This is a genomic window from Winogradskyella litoriviva (assembly GCF_013249065.1).
Lineage (GTDB): Bacteria > Bacteroidota > Bacteroidia > Flavobacteriales > Flavobacteriaceae > Winogradskyella > Winogradskyella litoriviva.
In genome coordinates this window covers 527606-550479 of sequence record NZ_JABRWQ010000003.1, presented here as the reverse complement: position 1 = coordinate 550479, position 22874 = coordinate 527606, and the positions used below count along the sequence as shown (strand labels likewise).

Genomic DNA, 22874 nt, shown 5'->3' with positions numbered 1-22874 from the left:
GTAATGGAGCTTCAGAATTTTGTAATAAATGATATAAAGCCACTTAGTGTAAATGATAAAATAGGTGATTTAAAAATGCTTTTTAATCAATTAACCTATTCTCATATTCCTATTTTAGATAATGGTATTTATATAGGTTGTATCTCAGAGACAGATGCACATTGTTTTGAAGGTAATATAACAATCAGCGATTGTAAATATGCTATTGAAGGTTTTTTTGTAAGACCAATCACAAACTGGTTAGATGTGCTAGAAGCATTTGCGCAAAATGATACTAATATTATGCCAGTTTTAGACGCAAATAATAAATATCTTGGCTATTATGAGCTAAATGATATTATCCATTTATTTAATGAAACACCATTTTTTGCAGAACCAGGTGGAATTTTAATTGTTGAAAAAGGTATTAACGATTATTCATTTAGTGAAATTAGTCAAATCGTTGAGTCTAATGATGCAAAGCTTTTAGGCGCTTTTATTTCTAAAATGGATGGTGATTTGGTAAGAGTTACAATTAAAATAGGTAATGCTAGTCTCAATGAGGTTATTCAAACGTTTAGACGTTATAGTTATAATATAGTTTCTGGCCATGAAGATGATTCTTACTTAGAAAGTTTAAAAGAACGCTCTCAGTATTTAGATAAATACCTAAACATGTAATAATGACGAAAGTAGCAATTTATGGTCAGAATTATAGTAAGGAAACCACACAGAGTGCAGTAGAACGACTTCTAGATGTTTTACTTAGGAAAGAAGTTAATGTCTTTTTTGAAAGCGAATTTATTAAAACTCAAAATTCAGCAATACAGAACAGTTCTGCTGTAAGAACGTTTAATAGGTTAGATGAATCTTTTGATTTATTGATAAGCGTAGGAGGTGATGGCACAATTTTGAGAGCTGTAACTTATGTTAGAGATTTGGGTATTCCTATTGTTGGAATAAATACAGGGCGATTAGGTTTTTTGGCAACTATACAAATAGATGAAATTGAAACAGCACTCAACGAAATTCTTATAGGAGAATATAAAATTTCTGAACGTTCGTTATTAAGTGTGTCAACTGATCCAGAGCACGAAGATATTCTTAAGACCAATTTTGCATTAAATGAAATTGCAATAAGTAGAAAAAATACAACGTCTATGATAACGGTAGACACGCATTTAAACGATAAGTATCTAACATCTTATTGGGCAGATGGTCTTATACTTTCTTCGCCAACTGGCTCTACAGGTTATTCATTAAGTTGTGGAGGTCCGGTAATTGCGCCAGATGCAAAGAGTTTTGCATTAACACCAATTGCACCGCATAATTTAAGCGCTCGTCCATTAATAATACCAGATAGTACAACGGTAAAATTAAAAGTAAACGGAAGAGAGGATCAATTTTTAATGTCATTAGATTCTAGGATTGTAACACTCTCTAATTCTACGGTTGTAACTATTAAAAAAGCAGATTTTGTGGTAAAAATGGTAGAATTGCTAGATGAATCTTTTTTAGAAACACTACGAAAAAAATTACTTTGGGGAGAAGATCGAAGGAATTAGTACTTTTTTTACAATAAATACCTTTAAAAACAGTTAATCTGTAATACATTTTGTTTCAAATTGTTCCACAAATTCTTAATTGTTATATTTGCAAACTTTGAAAAATTTATGAGGTATTTTTTTCTTTTTTTATTAGGTTCATTTATCATTAATACAGCTGAGGCTCAAATTTATGAGGTTGGTATTTTTGCAGGTGGAAGTAATTTTATTGGTGATGTAGGTTCTAGTAAATATATTTCGCCAAACCAATTTGCTTTTGGCCTATTGGCTAAATGGAATAGAAGCCCAAGACATTCGTTTAGAGTTTCTGTTGTTTTTACAGATTTAGAAGGGCTTGATGGCAAATCAGATGATGCCAGAAGAGTACAGCGCGGTTACGAATTTAATACCAATATCACAGAAATTTCGGCAGGAATGGAATTTACATTTTTGGATTTTGATTTGCATACAAGTGGTATGAAGGGAACTCCATATTTGTATTCTGGAATTACTTTAGCCCATCATGATAATTTCTATTTTTCAGAAGTTGGTGAGATTGTATCAGAAAACACAAGCAGTTGGGCTTTTGGTATACCTATGGCATTAGGTTATAAAACAAATATTACTAATCAGTTTATTTTAGCTGCAGAAATAGGAGCGCGTTACACTTTTTCAGATGAAATAGATGGTAGCACGCCAGATGCAGATTTTAGAGAACAATATAGTTTTGGAAATACTAATAATAATGATTGGTACATGTTTACCGGATTTACATTAACTTACACCTTTGGTCGACGACCTTGCTATTGTAATTTTTAAAATGAGTATTAAAGAACAAATAAATAAAGAAAAGCTTCCCCATCACATTGCAATTATAATGGATGGCAATGGACGTTGGGCCAAACAACAAGGGTTAATAAGAGCAATTGGACATGAAAACGGAACTAAATCGGTAAGACAAACCGTTGAGGCTAGCGCAGAGCTGGGTGTTAAAAACTTAACACTTTATGCGTTTTCTACAGAAAATTGGAATAGACCAAAGTTAGAGGTTCAAACCTTAATGAAACTTTTAGTAAAATCACTAAAGAAAGAAATTAAGACGTTACAAGACAATAGTATCAAACTTAATGCAATTGGCTGTTTAAAGGATTTACCTACTAAAGCTCATAAAGAACTTTTAGAAGTTATAGAAAAGACTAAGAACAATACTAATATGACATTAACTTTAGCATTAAGCTATGGTTCTCGTGAAGAAATTGTAAATGTTGTTAAAGAAATATCAGTTAAAGTTAAAAATAATATAATTTCTTCTGAAAGTATTGATGAATCAATTATTAATAAGCATCTTTACACGCAAAATTTACCAGACGTAGACTTACTTATTCGCACAAGTGGAGAACAACGTATTAGTAATTTTTTACTTTGGCAAATTGCCTACGCAGAATTATATTTTACAGATATTTTATGGCCAGATTTTAAAAAAGAAAATTTGTATGAGGCGATCATAAATTATCAAAATAGAGAACGAAGATTTGGAAAAACAAGCGAACAACTTACCTAATAATTCAGTATTGAAGTCAACATTAAAGCTTTTTTGTACTGTATTCCTCTTTACAATTTCATTTAATAGTAATGCTCAAGTAGAAGGTGGAGAAACCTATTTAATTAAAGACATTACCGTTACAGGTAATACTAATTTTAGTGCGCAAACAATTATTGCCTATTCTAAACTTAGAAGGGATGAAGAAATCCAAGTTGGTGGTGAAAAAATTGCCAATGCAGTAAAAACTTTATGGAAATCTAACCTCTTTAGCAGCATAGATATATATATTATAAATATTGATGGTAATACAGCCGATTTAGAGATTAATTTAAGTGATTTACCCGAATTAAAAGACCTCACTATTGAGGGTATTAAAAAAGGTAAAAAGGATGAACTGATTTCTGAAAACAAATTAAAACCAGGCGTAAAGGTTACAGAAAATCTTATTGCAACCACTAAAAATTATCTTACTAATAAATATAGAAAGAAAGGTTTTTTAAATACTAAAGTAAAAGTTACCACTTCTCAAGTAATTGATTCTGTTGAAAAAGAGCGTGTAAATATGCTTGTAGATATCAATAAAGGTGAGAAAGTTAAAATAAAGTCCATTAATTTTGAGGGTAATGATAAAATGACGGATAAGAAGCTTCGTAAAGCTATGAAAAACACGAAGCAAAAAAGTCTTAGCCCTTTACGTATATTAAAGCGTTCTAAGTATATTGAAGACGATTTTAGAACAGATCTAGTAAGTTTAGTCGATTATTATAAAGAAAACGGTTATAGAGATGCAAGAGTTATTTCAGATTCTATTTCTTACATTGACGAGAAAACAATTAGTTTAGATATTAAAGTAGAAGAAGGTGAAAAATACACCTTTGGTAAAATTACATTTGTAGGTAATACCGTTTATTCAGATAGGCAATTAGCACTTTTATTAGGTATAAAAGAAGGCGATACTTACAATGGAGTAGAATTGCGAGAACGTATTTCGGATGAAACAAATCCAGATGCTCAAGATATAACTAACGCGTACCAAAACAATGGTTATATGTTTTCAACTATAAATCCGGTTGAGGTAAGTGCAGAAGGTAATGTTATCGATATGGAAATCCGAATATCTGAAGGTAAACCTGCGTACTTTAATAATGTTACAGTTGTAGGTAACGATGTAACTAATGACCATGTGGTTTATAGAGAGATTAGAACACGTCCAGGTCAGTTGTATAGAAAATCTGATATTATTAGAACAATTAGAGAATTAGGACAACTTGGATTTTTTGATGCGCAACAAATAACACCTAATATTAAGAACCCAAATCCTGTAGATGGTACGTTAGATGTTGAATACTCTGTTGTAGAACAAGGTTCAAGTCAGATACAACTACAAGGTGGTTATGGTGGAGGAGGCTTTATTGGTACTTTAGGGTTATCATTTAATAATTTTTCAATTAAAGATATTTTTAAGAAAGATGCTTATAAACCCGTTCCTAGAGGAGATGGTCAAAGTTTAGCATTAAGATTACAAGCAAGTCAATATTTTCAAACGTATAGTTTTTCATTTAGTGAGCCTTGGCTTGGTGGTAAAAAGCCTTACCAAATGTCAACATCATTGTCGCACTCTAAACAATTTTTATACGATTCATCATCAGGAGGTGCAGATAAAGATAGGAGTTTTAATATTACAGGTTTAACTTTTGGATTATCTACAAGACTTTCTAAGCCAGATGATTATTTTGTGTTATCTCAAGCCTTAAGTTTTCAACATTATAATTTAAATAATTATACAACTAGTCTATTTACTTTTGGTGATGGTTACTCAAATAATCTCTCTTATACTGTAGGATTAAGTAGAAGTGACCTTAGAGTAGATCCAATCTTCCCAACAGGCGGATCTAGTTTTAGTGTTTCGGCAAAATTCTCATTCCCATATTCTTTAGTAAATGGTGTGGATTATAAAGCTTTAATAGACGAAAGAGATGGTTTGGATGCTTCAGATTCAAGTGATTATGAAAGAATTGCTGAAATAGACCAAGAACGTTTTAAATGGTTAGAGTTTTATAAGGTAAAGTTTAAGGCAGAATGGTATCAGTCTTTAACTAAGAAATTTGTTTTAAGACCAAGTATGGAATTTGGATTCCTTGGAGCTTATAATAACTCAAGAGGTGTAATTCCTTTCGAAAGATTCTTTGTTGGAGGAGACGGTTTAGCTAATTATTCTTTAGATGGTAGAGAAGTAGTACAGTTACGTGGTTATCCAAATCAATCATTGTCAGATACTGATGGTGGATCTATTTATAATAAATTCTCGTTAGAGTTACGTTATCCTATTACATTAGGTTCGTCTGCAAAAATTTATGCATTATCTTTCTTAGAAGCAGGTAGTTCTGTAAATGAATTTAAAGATTTTGACCCTTTTAAGCTACAAAGATCTGCAGGTTTTGGACTTAGAATATTTATGCCAGCCTTTGGTTTACTTGGTATAGACTTTGGTCATGCGTTTGATGAATCTCCTTATGGAACTCAAGTTAAAAACTGGGAAACTCACTTTATTATTGGACAACAATTTTAAGTTTGGCACGATATTTTCTAATAGCATAATAAGAAATTCATCGCGTGTTAAAATTTTTAAGAATATATTTCGTTAAATTTGAGGATTAGTAACACTAAAGAAATGACACATTTTAGTATTACGAAAAAAATGTCTCAAAACATGAAAACAAAAATGATGAAATTCAAAGTTCTTTTTTTATTAATAATAGGGTTATTGAGCTTTAGTGCAAATGCACAACGAGGTGTTAGGATTGGATATATTGATACAGAGTATATTTTACAAAATGTACCAGAATATCAAGAGGCCTCTACACAACTCGATAAAAAGGTTCAAAATTGGAAATCCGAAATAGAAACTAAACTAAATGCAATTGAGCAAAAAAAGAAAGAACTCGACAATGAAAGTGTTCTTTTAACTAAAGAATTGTATGATGAGCGTTTTGAAGATATTTCCTTTGAAGAAGCAGAGGTTTTAGACTACCAGCAAAAGCGATTTGGACCTAATGGTGATTTAATGATACAAAAGCGTCAATTAATTGAGCCAATCCAAGATCAGATATTTGCAGCGGTACAAGAAATCGCAGAAACAAAAAAATATGATTTTGTTTTTGATAAATCGGCCGATGTTGTGATGCTTTATTCTGCTGAACGCTATGATATAAGTGAACAGGTTTTAAGAACCATAACAAGAACATCTAAGCGCTCTCAAGTAAAAAACAAAAAGGAGCGTAAAGAGTTAGAGGAAGAAGAGGTTGTGCCTGTTGTAAGTGAAGCAAAAGATGATCGCCAAAAAGCATTAGAAGATCGCAAGGCAGAGCGCGAGGCGCAATTAGCGGCAAAAAGAGCAGAACGTGAAAAAGCTATTGAAGAAAGAAGAATAGCTCAGGAGGAATTGCGAGAAGCGAAACGATTAGAAGCAGAAGCGCGTCGTAAAAAGTCAGTTGATTCAAGAAATAAAGCTTCTGAATCAACAGAAACGACTAAGTCAATTGTTGTAGACTCAACAAATAACGCAAAAACTGCTATAGTTAAAACAGATAGCACAAAAGCAAAAGGAGTAGTTGTAAAAGACACAACAGCTATTAAAAAACCTAAAACAGCGGCTGAGATAGCAGAAGCAAAGCGTTTACAAAAATTAAAAGAAAGAGAAGCGCGCCAAAAGGCATTAGAGGATAGAAAAAATAAAATTATTGAGCAACGTAAAAAAGCACGTGAAGAACGTGAAAAACAAGTAAGAAAGAATGATTCTATAGCGAAAGCAAAGAAGAATGAGTAAAAACAAAAACAACTAGTAATTTATAACACACAAATACAAATTAGAAAAAAATGAAAAATTTAAAAACACTTTTATTTGCAGCGGTACTTTTTATTGGAGCTACGGGTTTTACTTCGGCTCAAGGTAAAATTGCTCATATTAATAAGCAAGAATTGATTAAAGCAATGCCAGAGTATGCTGTTGCACAGGCGGAAATAGAAAAGTTGAGTAAAACATACGAAGCAGAAATTCAAGGTTCTTACAAAGAATTAGATGCAAAGTATAAGCAATATAATGCTGAAGCAGAATCTAAAACTGAAGAAGAAAACATAGCACGTATGCAAGAAGTTGAAGGTATGAAGCAAAGCTTAGGTCAATACCAACAACAAGCTCAAAAGCAATTGCAAGAAAAAGAATTTAACCTTTTAAAGCCAATTGTTGAGAAAGCTGATAACGCAATTAAGGCTGTTGCAAAGGCTCAAGGATTTGAATATGTAGTAGATGAAGCAATGCTTATCGTTGCAGATGGTAAAAACCTTATGGCAGATGTAAAAAAGCAATTAGGAATGTAATCCTAAGTAAAAATAAACAATTAGAAAGTCGCTTATTATTAAGCGACTTTTTATTTTTGTACAAATGAGCAAAAGTCCTATTGGCATTTTCGATTCTGGTATTGGAGGTACATCTATCTTCCAAGAAATCCATGCGCTCCTACCTAAAGAAAATTGTATTTATTTAGCAGACAGTAAAAATGCTCCTTATGGCAATAAATCAAATGCTGAAATTATTCAACTCAGTATAAAAAATACCGAATTTCTCATAAACAAGGGTTGTAAAATTATAGTTGTGGCATGTAATACCGCTACAACAAATGCTATTGATTACCTAAGGGAAAATTATACGATACCTTTTATTGGCATTGAACCTGCAATTAAACCAGCTGCTTTAAATACACAAACAAAAGCTATTGGTATATTGGCAACAAAAGGAACTTTAAGTAGTCAGCTTTTTCATAAAACTACAGATCTATATGCTTCTGGTATAAAAGTAATAGAGCAAGTAGGCGAAGGTATTGTTCCCCTTATAGAAGCAGGTAAAGTTAATTCTAAAGAAATGCAATCGCTTTTAGAAGTCTATTTAAAACCTATGTTAGAACAAAATATAGATTATTTAGTGTTGGGTTGTACACATTATCCATACCTAATTCCAATGCTGTCAAAAATGCTTCCTGTTGAGGTTAAGATTATAGATTCTGGCTTAGCAGTAGCAAAACAAACAAAGTCTATTTTAACATCTCATTCTTTGTTAAATGAAGATATATGTGAGCCAACTATAAAGTTATATTCAAACGGTGAAGTCGTTATTTTAGATTCAATTTTAGATTATAAGTTTGATACCTCTTATTTAGTTTTTTAGTAAGGTTTTAGTTTTAAATCATACTAACTTAGTATGAAATTACTTTTTGTTTACAATGCTAATTCTGGTAAGTTAAATACGTTATTAGATGCAGGACATAAACTCCTAAGTCCTTCTACATACCAATGTAGCTTATGCACATTAACTCACAACGTGTTTTCTGAAAACAAAATATGGAAAAACTTTAGAAATAAAACCAATTTTGAAATTGAGTTTTACCACAAAGATGAGTTTGAAGCTAAATTTTCTTTAAAAAATTTAATATATCCAATCATTCTAAAACAAGAAAACAATACGCTTTCAACAGTTTTAATTGCTGAAGTTATAAATGAAATATCAAGTATAGAAGTGTTAATTAAAAGAATAAATTCTGGTATCTAATTTCTATTCTTTAAACCAGCTTGAATACTTTATATAGTTGTTTGCAATACGGTCAATTTCGCCTGAAATAAGTTCTTTACTAATGTCTTTCACTTTTTTAGCTGGCACACCAGCATAAATACTTCCAGATTCTACAATTGTATTTTTTGTTACTACAGCGCCAGCTGCAATAATACTATTGCTTTCTACAATACAGTCGTCCATAATAATACTTCCCATACCAACAAGAACATTATCTTTTATAGTACAACCATGCACAAGAGCATTATGTCCTATAGATACATTGTTTCCAATTGTTGTTGGTGATTTTTGATAAGTAGCATGGATAACAGCACCATCTTGAATATTAACTTTATTACCTATTTTAATAAAATGAACATCGCCTCTTAATACAGCATTAAACCAAATACTACATTGTTTTCCTAAGGATACTTCTCCAACAATTGTTGCATTCTCTGCAATAAAACAATCTTCTGGTATTTGCGGTTGTTTACCTCTTACAGTTTTTATTACTGGCATAATTAATTCTTTTAAGGAAAAGGAATCTCGTAAAGAGATCCTTTAATATTAGATTTGTAGATTTTTTGCATAAAAAAAGAGCAGCACAAATGCTACTCTTTTATTTTTATTTTATAATTGAGAAAAATTATACGTTTTCAGCATCTCTTAGACCTTGAATGTATTCAGCTTTCTGAATTTCTCTTCTTCTCTTAACAGAAGGCTTAGTGAAATAACGAGATTCTCTAAGGTTTTGCATAATTTGCACATTTCTGTGTTTACGCTTATAACGCTTAAGTGCACGTTCTATATTTTCTCCTTCTTTGATTTCGATTTTAATCATTATCGATATATTTTTGTTAACTAATTCTTGCAAATGGTCGGCAAATATATGCTAACTATTTGAAAATAAAAAATTAATTAAAGGTTTTAGAAATTTATTTTTTATCCTAGATACGTTTTTAGGATTTTACTCTTGCTAGCGTGTCTTAATCTTCTGATTCCTTTTTCTCTAATTTGTCTTACTCGTTCTCTTGTTAAGTCGTAAATACTACCTATTTCTTCGAGTGTCATTGGTGGTTGGTCACCTATGCCAAAGTTTAAACGAATAACATCACTTTCTTTTTGAGTAAGTGTTTCTAGCGCACGTTCAACTTCTGTATTTAAAGATTCTTTCATTAACGCTTTGTCAGGTCTTGGTGATTCACCAGAACTTACAACGTCGTAAAGACTAAACGTTTCTCCATCCTTTAATGGTGCATCCATTGAAAGATGACGACCAGAATTTTTCATAGATTGTTTTACTTCACGTTCACTAATATCTAGTTCGCGAGCAATTTCATCTGCATTTGGAGGTCTTTGGTTTATTTGTTCTAAATGAGAAAACGCTTTATTAATCTTATTAATAGTACCAATTTTATTTAATGGTAAACGTACAATACGAGATTGTTCTGCCAAAGCTTGTAAAATAGCTTGCCTAATCCACCATACTGCGTAAGAAATGAACTTAAAACCTCTAGTTTCATCAAAACGTTTTGCTGCTTTTACCAAACCTGCATTACCTTCATTAATTAAATCTGGTAATTTTAACCCTTGATTTTGGTATTGTTTTGCAACGGAAACAACAAACCTTAAATTAGCCGTTGTTAATTTATCTAATGCTGCCTGATCACCTTTTCTTATGAGCTGTGCTAGCTCAACTTCTTCATCTGCAGTAATCAACGGAATCTTACTTATATCTTGTAAATATTTATCTAAAGATTTATCTTCTCTGTTGGTAACTTGCTTGGTGATTTTTAATTGCCTCATATATCCTGTTTAAAATTTAGTGAACCTTCAATATACTCTAATAATTTAGAATTCCAAACTATTATGTAATTATTAACAATAAATATTGAAAAAAGACTGTTTTTTCTAACTGGGTGACTAGTTTTTTGTTGAATCTTTTGATTTTTCGGTAGTGCTTTTTTTCTTTCCTCCTAAAAGACCTCCCAATATATTACCAACATCTTCTTTAACTTTGTCTTCCGTCGTTTGCTTTGTTGTATTTGCTTCAGTGGTTGTAGAATCTGTTTTAGTCGTGTTTGTGTTTCCTCCCAAAAGTCCTCCAATTAAATCAGTAACTTTATCTTTTCCTGTGTTAATTAATTTTTGTTTTTCAATTTCAATTAATTGCTTTGTCAAGTTTGAAACACCAGACGTTAAATCTGTTTGTATATTAGGACTTGTAAAAGTGCCACCAATATTTGCTGTAACAGGTACAGTCAATTTATTTACTTCATTATCATTAATCTTTCCGATTAAGCGATTTACATCACTACCCAAATATTTAGCTGGTACTTGCAGAACCGCAGTATAATTCATTGTGTTAGAAAAACTATGCGATCCAGACACTACAATTGGTATGTCTTTATAGTTAACAGTAAATGGTTTTACAGAAACTTGTCCATTCTCAAAGCTTAATTTTGTTTTAAGGTCTTTTAAATCTAGTTTGCTAAAATCTATAAAATCTAATTTACTATCTAAGCTAGAAAGCAACGGGCTATTTGCAGCATCTATATTATTAGTTAAAATATCAGCGATTGCACTACCAGAAATTGAACTTAAATCTGGTGAAAAACTCTCGTCTAAAAATCCGCTAACATCTATTGTAGAGTTTAATTTTCCTTGAAGCACTTTTGCAATTGGCGCTAAGGCCTTCAACATATCTAAATCTTTAAATGATTGCGAAATATCGAAGTTTTGCATCGCTAAACTCATGTCAAAAGCTGGTTTGGCTGCTTTAGTAGAGACATTACCAGAAATTCCTAATTGACCATTAAAAATATCTGTGGTCATATTTTTTAGATTTGCATTTTGGTCTTTTATTAATAATTGACCTTTTACATTCTTTAAGTTGAGATTATCATAAATAACGGTTTTTGCGTTGGCTGTTATAGTACAATCTAAAAAATCTGGAATTTTAAGTGATTCTGATTCTGAAGTCGTTTTATTAGATGATTCTGTAGCTGTTTCGTCTTCAGACATAAAATCTGAAATCGCAAACGTGTTAGAATTTACATTAAAATTACCTTCAAGTTTTTTGTCGCTTAATAGAAAACCTAATAAATTATTAATAGTTCCTGTGGCTGAAAAATCACTTTTTCCTGTTAAAGCATCAAAACTGTTCAAACTTACCGTTCCTGGCTTAAAGGCTAAATCGGCTTTGTTTATTTGAATAGGGTTTACAATATCTTCAGAAGAGAATATAAAATCTGAAATAGAAACATTACCAACATTTTTGATGCGTTGGTAAGCATTTGTTTCAATCGCATTCATATCAAAAGACGTATTGATGTTTCCTTTTAAAATACCACTCAACTCATTTTCTAATTCTACTGGATACGCTTTTGTGATGTTTGCTAAATTTAAAACGCCATCTAATTTAGCATCAATTTGCTGATTTTTAGTTAGGTTTTTAACATGAATTTCAGACTTAAAAACATCTTCATCAATCTGAAAATTAAGTTTATCAATATTTACAAAAGTATCGTCAACGTTTCCTGTTGTGTTTTTTACAGAAGCATCAATTGTAATATTTCTAACGCTCTTTGGAAGGTCAGGATATTTAAAAGATGCATTACTTGAATTTAAATTGATGTCTAAAGTTGGAATCGTTTCCTCTGAAACCAAACCTTTAATAATTCCGTTAACTGTAAAATTTCCGGTAGTATTTACATTTGCAATATCTTTTGCGTAAGCCTTTGGTATTACGGCTAAGAAATCTTTAAACGAAGCTTCTGGATTCTTAAAAGTGATATCAATTTGCTGGCCAGCATCAACCAATTGCACATATCCATCAAACTCTAAAGGCAATGCATTGATGTAGGCTTTGTTTTCTTTGAAGGTATATTTCTGTTGCTCTAGGTCTAAATCGATTAGCGCATCTAATTTAATACTGTTGTTGCTTAAATATTCAGTACTATCCATAGCAAATGTCACATTTGCCTCTGTGTTGGTGTCTAATTCAGATTTTCCACCAGAGAAAATTCCTGTTCCTTTATGGTTGATTTCTGTTAAATAGAAAGTTAAATTAGAAGTGTCGTCAATATAAGTAAACGCACTATTATTAAGCTCGTAGTTGTCAATGTCAAAACTAAAACCGCCAGAACTTTCTGTTTCTGTAGGTGCAGCATCTGTTTCACTTTCTTTTACTATATCATAGTTTACAGCACCAGTTTTATTGGTTTTAATAACCAAAAGAAGCTCGTCTGCGATAATTTCGTTAATTTCTAATGGGTCTTCAGTTCCTTTTAATAATTGTGTCATTCCCATTTCAAAAGACAACGATTTTGCTGTTGCTAAAGTTTCACCTTCAAAAGGTGCACGATTGGTAATTTTTAAATTTTCAACGCTAACTTCTGCTTTCGGAAAGCTACTGATAAGGCTTAAATTGATGTCATCGAAGGATAATTTGGCATTTAAATTTTCATCTGCATAATTCTGAACAATCGTATCGATTTTAGATTCTAAAGCAAAAGGTATAGCTATAAGAATCGCAATAAATATGAGTAAAACGATTCCAATAATTTTTAAAAATTTCTTCATAAGGTCTTTTTGTGTTTTTTAAAACAGCGTCTTTATATATACGCAAAATTCAGCATAAAAGTTGCTATTGTTGTCAAGTTTAAGAAGATTTTAATGTTTTGTTTAATCGTTATAGTAAATTTATTTCCTCATTTACTTTTAGTTTGAAACGTTTTCTAAATAAAAACACGCCTAAGTATAAAAATGGTGTATCTAACAAGGCAACTATAACTTTAAATAAAAAGCCACTAATTAGTAAGCCTTTAAAATTGGCCCAATCTATAATTCCGAAACTACAAAGTAACGTGACAATAGTAAAAGTGTCAACAAATTGAGAAAACCAAGTAGAAAAATTATTCCTCAGCCACAAATGTTTGCCGTTGGTTAATCGTTTCCAGAAATGGTAAATTTGAATATCTACAAACTGAGCAAATAAATACGTTAGCATACTAGCAAAAACGGCTAAAGACGTATTACCAAAAACGGTATTAAACATTGTATTGTCTACATAAGACCAATCTGTAGCTGGTGCATTTGAAGCTATATAGATAATTAAAAGCGAAAATAGCGATGCAAAAATACCAACAACCACAATATCGTTAGCACGTTTTTTACCATAAATCTCACTAATTAAATCTGTAATAAGAAACGTAATAGGATAAGGTAAAATACCAACAGAGATTTCAAATAATTTTGAACCAAAAATCTCTACATCGAAAGGATGCCAATAAAAGAATTTTTGAAAGATTAAATTTGAAACTACTAGAGAGGTTATAAAAAGGCCACCAAGTAAGAGGTAAATACGTTGTGCTAATAGCTTGTCTTTTAGTGACATTGAAAATGGTTAATAAATAGTTTAAGTAAAGGTAAAGTTATAAAAATTGTTTTAGTTATTTTGTTACTTCGATGAAACCGACTAAAACAATTCACATAGCATTAGGAAGTAACAAAGGCAACAAGTTGCAGTATTTGCAATCTGCTATTGATGCTATTTTTGTACATATAGGTGCTGTAAAAAAGATTTCTAAAGTTTATAAAACACCAGCTTTTGGATTTGAAGGCGATGATTTTTATAACGCTTGTATTAGTGTTGTAACAGAATTTAAACCTAAAAAAGTTCTCAAAGAACTACAGGCTATTGAGGTTGAATTAGGTAGGAAATCAAAAACAAGTAAAGGTTATGAGTCTCGCGAAATAGATTTAGATATTTTGTTTTTTGAAGACGAAATTATCGAAGAGAAAACCTTGATTCTTCCACATCCACAGCTTCAAAATCGCAAATTTGTTTTGCAACCGCTTTTGGATGTTGCAAAAGACTTTAAACATCCTATTTTAAATAAATCTATTGAAACCTTATTGGCGGAATGTAATGATAGTTCTGTAATTGAGCACGTTAATATTTGGTTGAAAAATCCTAAGAAATCGTACACGTTTAATAACTATAATTACATCGCCATAGAAGGCAACATTGGTGCAGGGAAAACAAGTTTGTCTAATAAGATTTCTAGCGATTTTAATGCTAAATTGATATTAGAGCGATTTGCAGATAATCCGTTTTTACCAAAATTCTACAAAGAGCCAGAACGCTATGCGTTTACTTTAGAAATGTCTTTTTTAGCAGACCGTTATCAACAAATTAGTGACGATTTATCGCAATTAGATTTGTTTAAAGATTTTATGGTTAGTGATTATGATGTAAATAAGTCGCTCGTATTCTCTAAGGTAACCTTGCCAGAAGATGAATTTCGTTTGTACCGTAAACTGTTCTACCAAGTTTATAAGGATATTGCAAAGCCAGATTTGTACGTTTACTTATATCAAAATACTGAACGTTTACAAGCTAATATTAAAAAGCGAGGACGTAATTACGAAAAGGATATAAAAGACGATTATTTAGATAAAATCAATTCTGGTTATCTTGAATTCTTAAAAAGCCAGCCAGAAATGAATGTTAAGATTATTGATGTTTCAGAAAAAGATTTTGTTAAGAATCGTGCTGATTATTTATGGTTGTTGAGTGAGATAAATGATGCTTCAGTTGGCAGTAAGCAGTAAGAGTATTCTGAAATAGATGTTTATAAAGTATAAATAGTTGTGACGATTATACCTATATGGTCTTCCAGAATAGTTTCATTCAAAATTTTCTGTTCTTCAATTTTTAGATTAAAAGGCGCTTCCAATAAGTTAACACCACTATTTTTTTTGATTCTAATCCCTTGACCAGAAATAATATCTTTATTTGGTTCAAAATTACCAACAGGTAAATGTTCAGTTAGAATAACATATTTATAATTCGTTAGTTTTTCAACCACTTTTAAGATTTCAGTATTAGATAAGTGTTGTAAAACCTGTCTTAGAACAATACAATCTGCTTTTGGTAATTCATCTTCTACAATATCTAAACACTGAAACTCTAAGTTTTTATCTTTAAATAATGTTTTGTTTCTTTCAATGAGATTTTCAACGATATCAATTGCAATATAGTTTTTGGTATGTTTAGCGAGTTGTTTTCCAATATTGAAATCACCACAACCTAAATCGCAAACAGTAAGAGAATTGTTATGTGTTTTTAAAAACGTAGAAACACTATGTAGGTAAGGTTCAACAATTTTAATGTTATGAGAACCATCACCTGAGTAAAAGTCAAAGTCTTTTCCGCCCCAAAGATGCATGTCATAGATTTGCTGCATCGCATCTTTTGTAGGCCAAGGTTTCTTTATTTTCTTTTTCATGATTTGTCATTCCTGAGCAGGCAGGAATCTAGTTATTCTTATTGATATGGATTTATGCCTTCGTAGGAATGACAGTACTGAGTAAAAGTCTTCCCGTTGGGAAGATTTAGATGGGCTTTTTCATCTTACTAAACACATCCCAAATCACCACACCACAGCTAACCGAAATATTCAAGGAATGCTTAGTTCCATATTGCGGAATTTCGATTACTACATCACTTGCGTCAACTACTTTTTGGTCAACACCTTTAACTTCGTTACCAAAAACAAAAGCATATTTTTTGTTGGATTGAGGTTTAAAATCATTGAGCATGGTTGCGTTTTCGGCTTGTTCAATTGAGCAAATGTTTACGTCTTCTGCTTTAAGCTTTTCAACAACGTCTAAGGTGTTTTCTGCATATTCCCAATCGACGGTTTCTGTACTTCCTAAGGCGGTTTTTCTAATATCGTTATGTGGTGGCTGCGCTGTGATACCACAGAGATAAATTTTTTCAATTAAAAAGGCATCACTCGTTCTAAAAACAGAACCAATATTGTTTAAGCTTCTAATGTTGTCTAGAATTATAATAATAGGCGTTTTTTCAGCTTTTTTAAATTCTGAAATTTCTAATCGGTCTAATTCTTCGTTTTTTAGTTTTCTCATGTTGAAATCTTGACTTTTTTGTAAATAACTTCTGGTTCTTCGGTTTCAATAGACCTTAAAATATAAGTAATTTAGCAAACTTGCAATTCTGAAAATAGTCTAAGCAAAAATATAACTTAATACCAGATTACCATTGGCAAAATCCGCAAAAAAAGTAACACCATTAATGAAGCAGTATAATGCCATCAAGGTTAAATATCCTGATGCCTTATTATTATTCCGAGTTGGTGATTTTTACGAAACCTTTGGTAGCGATGCTGTAAAGGCATCTAAAATTCTAGATATTATTTTAACCAAGCGTGGCGCAGGCAGCGAAAGTGAAACAGAATTGGCTGGTTTTCCGCATCATTCTTTAAATACCTATTTGCCAAAATTGGTAAGAGCAGGTGAGCGTGTTGCAATTTGCGACCAGTTAGAAGACCCAAAACAGACTAAAACTATTGTAAAACGTGGTGTTACAGAATTGGTAACACCTGGAGTGGCGTTTAATGATGATATTTTACATTCAAAATCTAATAACTTTTTAGCAGCTGTTTATTTTGACAAGCAACGTATTGGAGTGGCGTTTTTAGATATTTCAACAGGCGAGTTTTTAACCTCCCAAGGAAATGTTGAGTATATCGATAAATTACTTCAGAATTTTAAACCAAGTGAAGTTTTAATTTCAAAGCAAAGCCGAAAAGTGTTTTCAGAAGCTTTCGGAAATGATTTTCATACGTTTTATTTGGAAGATTGGGTATTTCAAGCCGATTATGCCAATGAAACTTTAACGAAACATTTCAACACTAAAACATTAAAAGGTTTTGGAATTGAAGATTTATACGAAGGCATTATAGCTTCTGGAGTTGTTCTGCATTATTTAGGGGAAACACGTCATAATAAGTTAGAGCATATTGCTACAATTTCTAGAATTGCAACGGATGATTATGTGTGGATGGATAAATTCACCATTCGAAATTTAGAGTTGTATAACTCTACTAACGCAAACGCAGTAACGTTAATCAACGTGATTGATAAAACGATTTCTGCAATGGGAGGGCGTATGCTTAAACGTTGGTTGGCATTACCTCTAAAACATGCTGAGAAAATAAAACAACGTCACGAAGTGGTGAAGTATTTGTTAGAGAATGAAGCTGTGCTTCAAGATATTCAAGGACAAATAAAACATATTGGAGACATAGAACGTCTCATTTCAAAAATTGCTACAACTAAGGTGAGTCCTCGTGAAGTAATTCAGCTTAAAAACTCATTAGAAGCTATTGTTCCTATTAAGTCAGTTGCTGAAACTTGCGATAACGAAGCGTTAAAAGTTTTGGGTGATAATTTACATCGCTGTGATTTGCTACGTGATAAAATAAAGGAAACTTTGAATGAAGATGCACCAGTAAATATTTTAAAAGGCAGCACCATTGCGGCAGGTTTTTCTGAAGAATTAGATGAATTAAGAGGTTTATCTCAATCTGGAAAAACCTATTTAGATAATATGTTGAAGCGCGAAAGTGAACGAACTGGTATCACATCGTTAAAAATAGCGTCAAACAATGTTTTTGGCTATTATATTGAAGTTAGAAACTCTCATAAGGATAAGGTTCCGGAAGAATGGATTAGAAAGCAAACACTCGTAAATGCTGAGCGATACATTACTGAAGAACTTAAAGAATACGAATCGAAAATTTTAGGAGCTGAAGAGCGAATTTCTATTATTGAGCAACAATTATTTGCAGAATTAGTGCAATGGATGCATCAGTTTATTATTTCGGTGCAACAAAATGCACAACTCATTGGGCAATTAGATTGTTTATGTGGTTTTGCAAGTTTGGCAAAAGTGAATAAATATAGCTATCCACAAATTGATGATAGTTTTGATTTAGAGATTAAAGATGGTCGTCATCCAGTCATTGAAAAGCAATTACCAATAGGAGAACCTTATATTGCTAACGATTTGTTTCTAGACAGAGAATCGCAGCAAATAATAATGATTACTGGACCAAACATGTCTGGTAAGTCGGCAATTTTAAGGCAAACGGCTTTAATTGTATTACTAGCACAGATTGGAAGTTTTGTGCCTGCAGGTGAAGCTAGAATTGGTTTAGTGGATAAGATTTTTACTAGAGTAGGAGCAAGTGATAACATTTCGATGGGAGAATCTACCTTTATGGTAGAGATGAATGAAACAGCTTCAATTCTTAATAATATATCAGATAGAAGTTTAGTGCTGTTAGATGAAATAGGAAGAGGAACGAGTACTTATGATGGTATTTCTATTGCTTGGGCAATTAGTGAGTATTTACACGAGCATCCATCTAAGCCAAAAACATTATTTGCTACACATTACCATGAGTTAAATGAAATGACTGAAACTTTTGGTCGTATTAAAAACTTTAATGTTGCTGTAAAGGAATTAAAAGATAACGTGCTTTTTGTTAGAAAGCTAGTTGAAGGAGGAAGTGAGCATAGTTTTGGGATTCATGTTGCAAAAATGGCAGGAATGCCTCAGCAAGTAATTAGACGTGCAAACAAAATTTTATCTAAATTAGAGAAGTCACATTCTAGCGAAGAGCTTACAGATAAAGTTAAAAGTATTAAAGATGATTTACAATTAAGCTTTTTTAATCTCGATGACCCTCTTTTAGTGGAGATTAAAGATGAAATATTACATACAGATATTGATACATTAACACCTGTAGAAGCTTTAATGAAACTCAATGAAATTAAGCGAATGTTACTAAAGAAAAAGCAGGCTTAAAATTATTTTAATTTATTTTTAAAAAAGGCTTTGAAATTCTAAGAAATATTATAAATTTGCATCCGCTTTCAAAGCGAAAGAGTTCTTTAAAAACTGCGAAAGTAGCTCAGGGGTAGAGCATCACCTTGCCAAGGTGGAGGTCGTGGGTTCAAATCCCATCTTTCGCTCTATTTTATATAATATACCAATTTGATTACAGTCTGTAATCAAGATGCTGAAGTGGTGGAATTGGTAGACACGTTGGACTTAAAATCCAATGTCCATTAGGACGTACGGGTTCAAGTCCCGTCTTCAGTACAGATGAAAAGCCGAAAACGAAAGTTTTCGGCTTTTTTGGTTTTAAAAAAAAATTGAATTACTTTTTTTAAGATTCTCTCCAATCAGAAATAGAATTATTAAAACCTTTATTTTAATCTGTGATTATTGTTATTAAATTATTTACAACTGTGATTTTATACAGTTCTATAATGCTAATTCTTCTATTAACCATAAAGTATATAGGGAAAGGAGAAGAGGGGTAGAATTCTCTTGTGCAAATTGGATAATTGTTCTGGGATAAACTATACAACTACGCTTTTGTACTATACAGAAATGGTTGTAACTTATTATTTACCTATATTAGTACCTTAACATTTGGTTTAATTTATTTTTATTCAAAAATAAATTAAAATGAAATAGACTTTCAGGAATTTAGTAACAATGATTTATATAAAATACTTTCTCTACACGATTCTTATTGTTTTTTCGCTTGTTTCTCATTCTCAGGCTTTCCCACCCATTCAAATTTTTACACCTCAAGATTATGGTGCTGAAGATCAAAACTGGTCTATAAGTCAAGGAGAAAATAATTTTATCTATATAGCAAATAATAAAGGTTTATTAGAATATAATGGAGCTTCTTGGAAATTATATAATTCTCCAAATGATGGTATCTTAAGGTCGGTTAAAGTTGTTGGAGATAGGATTTATACTGGTGGTTATATGGAATTTGGCTATTGGACAAAGAACCAATACAATATACTCGTCTATAAGTCACTTACTGAAAATAGAGAATTTTCAATAAAGGAAGATGAAGATTTTTGGGATATTATAGAAACTGAAGGTTATGTTTTATTTAAGTCTTTTGAGAGTATTTATATTTATAATACATCAAAAGATAGTTTTGAGATTATTGATTCTGATTTAAGAATTAATAAAGTGAATGAAATAAATGAATCCATATTTTTTCAGAAATTCGGAAGTGGAATTATGGAAATTGTAAATGGTAAGGCACAATTAATAATTCAATCTGAAATTATACGTAACATTGAGTTAATTAATATTTATGAGATTGAAAAAGGATTACTTCTGCAAACAAGGGAGAATGGTTTTTATAAATTTAAAAACAATGTTGTAACAAAATGGGATATTGAAGCCGACGATTTACTAGCTAATGTCAGTGTTTATAGTAGTGTTAGATTAAAAGATGGTAGTTTTATTCTCGGTACTATTTCTAACGGAGTTATTCAATTAAGTAGTACAGGGAAAGTTATTCTAAGAATTGACCAATCTAATGGACTTAGTAATAATACAATCTTATCAATTAAAGAAGATAATGATGGTAATGTTTGGTTAGGTTTAGATAATGGTGTTAATGTTTTAAATTTAAAATCGCCTTATAAGGTTTACAAGGATGAGCAAGGGGTTATAGGTACAGTTTATGCTGCAGAAAAAGTTGATGAAAATTTGTACTTAGGAACTAATCAAGGTCTATTTTTTAAACCAATGAATAGTAACGGGAAATTTAGATTTATACAAGGCACACAAGGGCAAGTGTGGTATTTAAATTACATCGATGGCAGTCTTTTTTGTGGTCACGATAGAGGTACATTTATCATAAAAAATAATGTCGCTGAGCAAATTTCAACAGAAATTGGAACATGGAATATAAAAAAAATAGTCGGCAAACCTAACCTGTTATTTCAGGGAAATTATAAAGGCCTAAATATTTTAGAAAAACAAAATAATAAATGGAAATTAAGAAATAAGATTAACGGATTTGATATTTCTTCTAGGTATTTCGAGTTTTTAAATGCAAATACCATATTGGTGAGTCATGAGCATAAAGGTGTTTATAAAATAAGTTTAGATAGTTCTTATACTAAAGTGATAAATCAAGAAAAACTAAGTATAGAAAAAGGAATAAAATCTAGTATAGTAACGTTCAATGATTCTATTTTTTATAGTTTTAAAGGTGGCATTTTTCGTTTCAATTCTATTTCTGATACCTTTAAAAAAGATAGTCTTTTAAGTGATTTGTTTAGTGAACAAAAATATATTTCTGGCAAATTAATTAACGATGAAAAACAAAATAATCTTTGGGGTTTCACAAAAAACGAAATTATTTATATTGAACCAGGGAAACTGGGCAAGGAATTGCAATTGAATATTATAGAAATTCCAAATACAATTCGTAAAACGAAATCTGGTTTTGAAAATGTATTGCACTTAGAAAAGGACACTTATTTAATTGGGAATACAGAAGGGTATCTCGTTATCCATACAAATAAGTTTAATAAAGACGCGCATCAATTATACTTAAATGAAGCAATGTTCACCTCTTTGCAAAATGAGTTTGTTTTTATTGATACTAGTGAATCTATTGAATTAGAAAACAAAAATAATACTATACAATTTAAGTATAGTGTGCCTAACTTTGACGAGTTTGCAAGATCCAAATATCAATATAGGTTATTAGGAATTTATAATAATTGGAGTGAATGGTCTTATAGTGGTGAAATTTTATTTGAAAATTTACCTTACGGAGAATACACATTTGAAGCTAGGGCAAAAACAGGCGGTTTAATTTCAGATAATACAATAGCTTATAAATTTGTAATTGAAAAACCATGGTATCTCAAACCATTGGCAATAGTATCTTATTTCGTTTTTGCCTTGCTATTTATTTATATACTTTATTATTTTAATAGAAAACATTACAAAAAAGAACAGCGTAAACTTATTGAAAAGAAAGAAAGACAATTGAAATTGGAGCAATTAGAAAGTCAACGTCAGTTAATTCAATTCAAAAATAAAAATTTACAATTAGATATTGAAAATAAAAATAGGGAGTTAGGAATGGCCACTATGAACCTAGTAAAGCGAAATGAACTACTAAGTAACATTAAGAGCGATTTATCTAAAAGTAAATCATTGACGGAAGTTAACAAAGTTATAAAAACAATAAACTCAAGTATTAATAATACCAGTGATTGGGAATTGTTTGAAAAAGCATTTAATAATGTAGATAAAGAATTTATGAAGCGTATTAAATCACTTCATCCTGCTATTACAACTAATGACTTAAGACTATGTGCTTACTTAAGATTAAATTTATCTTCTAAAGAGATTGCTCCTTTACTTAATATTTCTCATAAAAGTGTAGAGGTTAAGCGTTATCGTTTAAGAAAAAAGTTGGGATTAGACCATCACCAAAGCCTATCAAATTACATAATAGAGCTATAACACCTATACAGTTAATAA

19 protein-coding genes and 2 tRNA genes are annotated in these 22874 nt (G+C 31.2%); 14 read left to right on the top strand and 7 right to left on the bottom strand.

The genetic code is table 11. From position 1 onward, the window contains the following. Positions 1–3 precede the first annotated feature (3 nt). From HNV10_RS08895 to HNV10_RS08855, 9 genes are all read left to right on the top strand, one after another. A complete protein-coding gene (locus tag HNV10_RS08895; protein WP_173300979.1) occupies positions 4–660 on the top strand; it encodes a CBS domain-containing protein in 657 nt (218 codons plus the stop codon). A gap of 2 nt (positions 661–662) precedes the next feature. Continuing rightward, positions 663–1544, top strand: coding sequence for an NAD kinase (locus HNV10_RS08890; RefSeq protein ID WP_173300978.1), 882 nt, complete (start codon positions 663–665; stop codon positions 1542–1544). Between the two features lie 108 nt (positions 1545–1652). Then, entirely contained in the window at positions 1653–2342 is a 690-nt protein-coding gene (gene porG, locus HNV10_RS08885) for a type IX secretion system protein PorG (RefSeq protein WP_173300977.1), read from the top strand. A gap of 1 nt (position 2343) precedes the next feature. Next, positions 2344–3084: an isoprenyl transferase gene (locus tag HNV10_RS08880; protein ID WP_173300976.1), complete on the top strand. Its 741-nt coding sequence runs from the start codon at positions 2344–2346 to the stop codon at positions 3082–3084. Next, a complete protein-coding gene (gene bamA / locus HNV10_RS08875) occupies positions 3056–5635 on the top strand; it encodes an outer membrane protein assembly factor BamA (RefSeq protein ID WP_173300975.1) in 2580 nt (859 codons plus the stop codon). Before HNV10_RS08880 ends, bamA begins: the two co-directional genes overlap by 29 nt. 141 nt (positions 5636–5776) lie before the next feature. Next, positions 5777–6892, top strand: coding sequence for an OmpH family outer membrane protein (locus tag HNV10_RS08870; RefSeq protein WP_241695479.1), 1116 nt, complete (start codon positions 5777–5779; stop codon positions 6890–6892). 50 nt (positions 6893–6942) lie between these two features. Continuing rightward, positions 6943–7443: an OmpH family outer membrane protein gene (locus HNV10_RS08865; RefSeq protein ID WP_173300974.1), complete on the top strand. Its 501-nt coding sequence runs from the start codon at positions 6943–6945 to the stop codon at positions 7441–7443. Between the two features lie 64 nt (positions 7444–7507). Next, complete coding sequence (murI, locus tag HNV10_RS08860; RefSeq protein ID WP_173300973.1) at positions 7508–8287, top strand: glutamate racemase; 780 nt, start codon at positions 7508–7510, stop codon at positions 8285–8287. A gap of 33 nt (positions 8288–8320) precedes the next feature. Continuing rightward, positions 8321–8668 (top strand): GTPase, encoded by a 348-nt coding sequence (locus HNV10_RS08855; RefSeq protein WP_173300972.1) that lies wholly within the window; start codon positions 8321–8323, stop codon positions 8666–8668. A gap of 3 nt (positions 8669–8671) precedes the next feature. Here HNV10_RS08855 and HNV10_RS08850 read toward each other — a convergent pair whose 3' ends face one another. From HNV10_RS08850 to HNV10_RS08830, 5 genes are all read right to left on the bottom strand, one after another. Beyond that, positions 8672–9187 (bottom strand): gamma carbonic anhydrase family protein, encoded by a 516-nt coding sequence (locus HNV10_RS08850; protein WP_173300971.1) that lies wholly within the window; start codon positions 9185–9187, stop codon positions 8672–8674. A gap of 127 nt (positions 9188–9314) precedes the next feature. Then, the gene (gene rpsU / locus HNV10_RS08845; RefSeq protein WP_008269492.1) at positions 9315–9509 is read right to left on the bottom strand and encodes a 30S ribosomal protein S21; all 195 of its coding nucleotides are present in this window, start codon (positions 9507–9509) and stop codon (positions 9315–9317) included. A 101-nt stretch (positions 9510–9610) separates the two neighbouring features. Continuing rightward, on the bottom strand, positions 9611–10474 hold the full coding sequence (locus HNV10_RS08840) for a sigma-70 family RNA polymerase sigma factor (protein WP_173300970.1): 864 nt from the start codon (positions 10472–10474) through the stop codon (positions 9611–9613). Positions 10475–10591: 117 nt separating this feature from the next. After that, entirely contained in the window at positions 10592–13252 is a 2661-nt protein-coding gene (locus HNV10_RS08835; protein WP_173300969.1) for an AsmA-like C-terminal region-containing protein, read from the bottom strand. Between the two features lie 109 nt (positions 13253–13361). Then, positions 13362–14066 (bottom strand): queuosine precursor transporter, encoded by a 705-nt coding sequence (locus HNV10_RS08830; protein WP_173300968.1) that lies wholly within the window; start codon positions 14064–14066, stop codon positions 13362–13364. Between the two features lie 71 nt (positions 14067–14137). Between HNV10_RS08830 and folK the strand changes: the two genes are divergently transcribed. After that, the gene (gene folK, locus HNV10_RS08825; protein WP_173300967.1) at positions 14138–15286 is read left to right on the top strand and encodes a 2-amino-4-hydroxy-6-hydroxymethyldihydropteridine diphosphokinase; all 1149 of its coding nucleotides are present in this window, start codon (positions 14138–14140) and stop codon (positions 15284–15286) included. 20 nt (positions 15287–15306) lie between these two features. Here folK and HNV10_RS08820 read toward each other — a convergent pair whose 3' ends face one another. Further along, positions 15307–15963 carry a class I SAM-dependent methyltransferase gene (locus tag HNV10_RS08820; protein ID WP_173300966.1) on the bottom strand — a complete coding sequence of 219 codons (657 nt, stop codon included), beginning with the start codon at positions 15961–15963 and terminating at the stop codon, positions 15307–15309. A 106-nt stretch (positions 15964–16069) separates the two neighbouring features. Then, on the bottom strand, positions 16070–16606 hold the full coding sequence (locus HNV10_RS08815; RefSeq protein ID WP_173300965.1) for an RNA methyltransferase: 537 nt from the start codon (positions 16604–16606) through the stop codon (positions 16070–16072). 133 nt (positions 16607–16739) lie between these two features. Between HNV10_RS08815 and mutS the strand changes: the two genes are divergently transcribed. From mutS to HNV10_RS08795, 4 genes are all read left to right on the top strand, one after another. Next, the gene (mutS, locus tag HNV10_RS08810; protein WP_173300964.1) at positions 16740–19352 is read left to right on the top strand and encodes a DNA mismatch repair protein MutS; all 2613 of its coding nucleotides are present in this window, start codon (positions 16740–16742) and stop codon (positions 19350–19352) included. A gap of 95 nt (positions 19353–19447) precedes the next feature. Then, positions 19448–19519: transfer RNA gene (locus tag HNV10_RS08805), tRNA-Gly, on the top strand. A 46-nt stretch (positions 19520–19565) separates the two neighbouring features. Further along, positions 19566–19649, top strand: a tRNA-Leu gene (locus tag HNV10_RS08800). A gap of 402 nt (positions 19650–20051) precedes the next feature. Beyond that, the gene (locus HNV10_RS08795; protein ID WP_194241029.1) at positions 20052–22856 is read left to right on the top strand and encodes a triple tyrosine motif-containing protein; all 2805 of its coding nucleotides are present in this window, start codon (positions 20052–20054) and stop codon (positions 22854–22856) included. Positions 22857–22874: the final 18 nt, after the last annotated feature.

What these genes read in the sequence shown, in the direction of transcription:
- HNV10_RS08895 (WP_173300979.1), top strand. Translation starts at nt 4, where the DNA reads ATGGAGCTTCAGAATTTTGTAATAAATGATATAAAGCCACTTAGTGTA.
- HNV10_RS08890 (WP_173300978.1), top strand. Translation starts at nt 663, where the DNA reads ATGACGAAAGTAGCAATTTATGGTCAGAATTATAGTAAGGAAACCACA.
- porG (WP_173300977.1), top strand. Translation starts at nt 1,653, where the DNA reads ATGAGGTATTTTTTTCTTTTTTTATTAGGTTCATTTATCATTAATACA.
- HNV10_RS08880 (WP_173300976.1), top strand. Translation starts at nt 2,344, where the DNA reads ATGAGTATTAAAGAACAAATAAATAAAGAAAAGCTTCCCCATCACATT.
- HNV10_RS08870 (WP_241695479.1), top strand. Translation starts at nt 5,777, where the DNA reads ATGAAAACAAAAATGATGAAATTCAAAGTTCTTTTTTTATTAATAATA.
- HNV10_RS08865 (WP_173300974.1), top strand. Translation starts at nt 6,943, where the DNA reads ATGAAAAATTTAAAAACACTTTTATTTGCAGCGGTACTTTTTATTGGA.
- murI (WP_173300973.1), top strand. Translation starts at nt 7,508, where the DNA reads ATGAGCAAAAGTCCTATTGGCATTTTCGATTCTGGTATTGGAGGTACA.
- HNV10_RS08855 (WP_173300972.1), top strand. Translation starts at nt 8,321, where the DNA reads ATGAAATTACTTTTTGTTTACAATGCTAATTCTGGTAAGTTAAATACG.
- HNV10_RS08850 (WP_173300971.1), bottom strand. Translation starts at nt 9,187, where the DNA reads ATGCCAGTAATAAAAACTGTAAGAGGTAAACAACCGCAAATACCAGAA.
- rpsU (WP_008269492.1), bottom strand. Translation starts at nt 9,509, where the DNA reads ATGATTAAAATCGAAATCAAAGAAGGAGAAAATATAGAACGTGCACTT.
- HNV10_RS08840 (WP_173300970.1), bottom strand. Translation starts at nt 10,474, where the DNA reads ATGAGGCAATTAAAAATCACCAAGCAAGTTACCAACAGAGAAGATAAA.
- HNV10_RS08835 (WP_173300969.1), bottom strand. Translation starts at nt 13,252, where the DNA reads ATGAAGAAATTTTTAAAAATTATTGGAATCGTTTTACTCATATTTATT.
- HNV10_RS08830 (WP_173300968.1), bottom strand. Translation starts at nt 14,066, where the DNA reads ATGTCACTAAAAGACAAGCTATTAGCACAACGTATTTACCTCTTACTT.
- folK (WP_173300967.1), top strand. Translation starts at nt 14,138, where the DNA reads ATGAAACCGACTAAAACAATTCACATAGCATTAGGAAGTAACAAAGGC.
- HNV10_RS08820 (WP_173300966.1), bottom strand. Translation starts at nt 15,963, where the DNA reads ATGAAAAAGAAAATAAAGAAACCTTGGCCTACAAAAGATGCGATGCAG.
- HNV10_RS08815 (WP_173300965.1), bottom strand. Translation starts at nt 16,606, where the DNA reads ATGAGAAAACTAAAAAACGAAGAATTAGACCGATTAGAAATTTCAGAA.
- HNV10_RS08795 (WP_194241029.1), top strand. Translation starts at nt 20,052, where the DNA reads ATGATTTATATAAAATACTTTCTCTACACGATTCTTATTGTTTTTTCG.